The following is a 3,002-nucleotide window of genomic DNA, read 5'->3' as shown; positions in this document are numbered from 1 at the left end:
CGACGTCGCGCGTGGCGATCAACAGCACGAGTCCCTCGGCCCGCAGTCGGCGTGCAGTGAAGGCGAGTGCCTCGGCGGTGGAGACATCCAACCATTGCGCGTCATCGACGAGCACGAGAGTCGGGGATCTCTCGGCCGTCGTCGCGAGCAACTGAAATGCCGCCGCGCACACAGCGAAGCGGTCACGGGGTCGTTCCGCGCTGAGCGTGAGCGCGCAGCGCAGGGCGTCCGCCTGAACGGCGGGCAGCGAACCGAGCCGATCAAGGACGGGCGTGAGCAATCGTCCTAGCGCTGCAAACGGGAACATGGTCTCCGCCTCGACCCCGCTCACGGACAACACTTTCAGTGTGCGAGCGCCGTCGCGGGCGTAGCGCAGCAGGCTTGTCTTACCGATCCCAGGATCCCCGGTGATGACGAGCGCGGCGCTCGCCCCCGTCAGGGGTTCCGCCAACAACTGATCAATTCGTGCGCATTCCGGCCGCCGCCCGAAAAGCACATTGGAATCGTTTGGGGTGCCGCTCGAGGCGTCGTCGAACACCCGATTGTGCCGCACCATGGTCGATTCGTGCATTGCTCCTTCTCGCTCCTTTATGAGTTCTAGGAAGTTTTCAAATCGACTCGATCAAGTCGTTCCCGGAGCGTTTTCGGTTCGAGAACTCCACCGGAATGGCAGCACCGTCACGCCAGCCGGATCGGTCCGCAACATCTTGTAGCAGTACATCCTTTCGCGGCCCACGGCCGGATATCCGAGCGGCCGCTCGAGGAGACCGTCATACACGGATACCGACATCAATTGATGGACTTGTTCGACATAGAGGCCGTTCGGACCTCCACATGGGGCCGTCCACCCAGGTCACGAGCGCGTAACCGACGTCGTCCACGCCTCCCCGATGGCCGTTCATTTGTTCCAAACTGAGATTTGCCTCCTTGTCTATCTTCCGCTCGCTCGACCACCCGGAAACCCACCCTGGGTGGGCAATCGATCCACCCTCGGTGTTCCGTGCGGTCCGGCGCAGTCGCCAGTGAGCGATGTCATCTCTGCCCGATCGTGCGCTGGCGCAGTCGCCACCAACGATTTGCAGCATGTTCATCCGACTCGCGCGTCGTACAATCTTGCAGATTGCGCCGAAAAACGGCGCGCTGTCCGGTGCACTACTCGCGCAGCGGGCGCACCGCTTCTGCCGAGGCGTTCCAGCACTCGATTCGAATTCGAAGATTATCGAGCTCATACATCAGCCAGTGATCGCCGCAACGGACTCCGATTGCACCGCGCGTCTGCTACTTCGTCCGCCGTGGTTGTTGTGCGCTGATCGAGTAGTTACTGCACCACCTGATCGTCTTAGCTCGGGAGACAGTAAGCCCGAGTAGTCGGCTACTCCATTCCCTGAGCTTGATTTTTGACCTGTGCGGTTTACACCGGCCGGTTCCTGCATGTCGGTTCTGACGCGTTTGCCCGCGTGGAAATCCGGAGCGGGACGGGTGTTCTTCGAGCCGAAGGGTCGTCCGGGACCGGGCCGGGAGGGTCTCGGCGCACCGGCCGGAGTGGGCATCGTCCGGCAGATGCACCGACACCCGCGACGGACCCGGGCCAGGGTCAGCCGGCCCGGAGGCCGCGGTCGCTCCCAGGGTCGGCGCAGGTCCTCGGCCACGGGCCGGGCGAGCCGCAGCTGGGCATGCGCCACGATGACGATCCAGGTCCAGCGATCGGCCGTCTCGGGACGGCGGATCGTCGGCGCAGTCCACTCCGACGCCTGCTTGAACTTCTTCGAAGGTGTGCACGAGGAAAGAAGCGGCGCAGAAACATCTGCCACAGTCCGTCGACGTGGTCACCTCCTACGGTGGGGTCCGAGTACCACAGCCATACCGGGGCCGGGTGCCGGTTCCGGGCAGATGGCCGACGGTCAGTGGGATTACCGTGCCCTCGACGATCGGCAGTGCTCCGGGATGCTCGGCCCACACCCCTTGGTGGATGAGCCTCGGGTTCAGCTGATTCCATGCGGAGGCCGTCGCCGTTCCGTACCGGCCGGTGACCGTGCTCGTGGTGGCCGCGGGTGTGGGCCAGCTGCTCAGGTCGGCGAACCGGAACTGCGGGCCGTGCCGGGGTGGCGCCGGTGCGGCCCGGCGGCAGCGCCGGGAAGCACGACACGCGGTCCCCGCGCATTCGGCCCAGGATCCACCCCGGAAGGTCGGTGAGGGCGACCGCCAGCCGAGGCAGGTCGTAACCAGCGTCGAAGATCAGGAGGATGTCCGGGTCACCGTCGCGGTGCTGCCCGGCCGCTCGCAGACGCTCGACCACGCTGCGCACTTGTCTTGCGGTGACGAGTGTTTCATCGTCGTCCGGCTGCAGGCGGACTGCGTCGAACACCGCCGTCCACGAGGTGCGACCCGGCTCGAGCGCGGCGACGAACGAGTACTGCCGGCCGGGGATCAGCTGCGCCCGTCCCGTGCCGCGCCCGTACACGTGGAGGAACGTACGCTGTGGGCTCGTCGGGCATCCGGGCGCGGCCAGGCCCTGACATCGACGGCCAACACGATCGCGCCCTCGCGGTCGCGTGGGATCGACTCGGCGGCAATCATGTTCCGTAGACGATCGATGTCGAATCCGCCCAGGCCGTCGTACAGGGCGCCGTGACCGCGACGGCGTTCGGGTGTCAGGGGCAACTTGACGAGGGTACGGACCGCACCGCCGGAACACAGCACCGCGTCAGTCAACTCGAACAATGCGTCACGACGAGTGGTCAGGCAGTCGTAGAACCGGCCCCGGAACGCCGCCAGGTCGATACGCGTATCGATTGCTCGGCTGCTCGCCGACGGCCCGCACGTCGGGCACACTGATGCCCACGGCCACCATGTGTCCTCGTCTCGGATGTTTCTGGGTCAAGTCCCGTGAGGTGGTGTACGACGTCGTCGCGTGATTCCTCGTCGGTGGATCAGGCGGTCAAGGCCGGTGTCACCTCCTCGGTGCCCTCGGTGACACTGTCGGCGGGCTTGTCGGTGCGGGA

Annotated in this window: 2 protein-coding genes; both read right to left on the bottom strand. The window is 65.7% G+C overall.

The annotated features are described in order from the left end of the window. A partial coding sequence (locus AIIKEEIJ_RS32185; RefSeq protein ID WP_161995837.1) for an AAA family ATPase occupies positions 1 to 571 on the bottom strand: 571 nt, incomplete at its 3' end. Positions 572 to 2,427: 1,856 nt separating this feature from the next. Next, the gene (locus AIIKEEIJ_RS33485; RefSeq protein ID WP_338020946.1) at positions 2,428 to 2,700 is read right to left on the bottom strand and encodes a hypothetical protein; all 273 of its coding nucleotides are present in this window, start codon (positions 2,698 to 2,700) and stop codon (positions 2,428 to 2,430) included. Positions 2,701 to 3,002 lie beyond the last annotated feature (302 nt).

This window comes from Rhodococcus sp. YH1, from assembly GCF_009939605.1.
In the GTDB taxonomy this organism is placed as follows: Bacteria; Actinomycetota; Actinomycetes; order Mycobacteriales; family Mycobacteriaceae; genus Rhodococcus; species Rhodococcus aetherivorans.
This window is presented reverse-complemented; position numbering and strand designations above follow the sequence as displayed.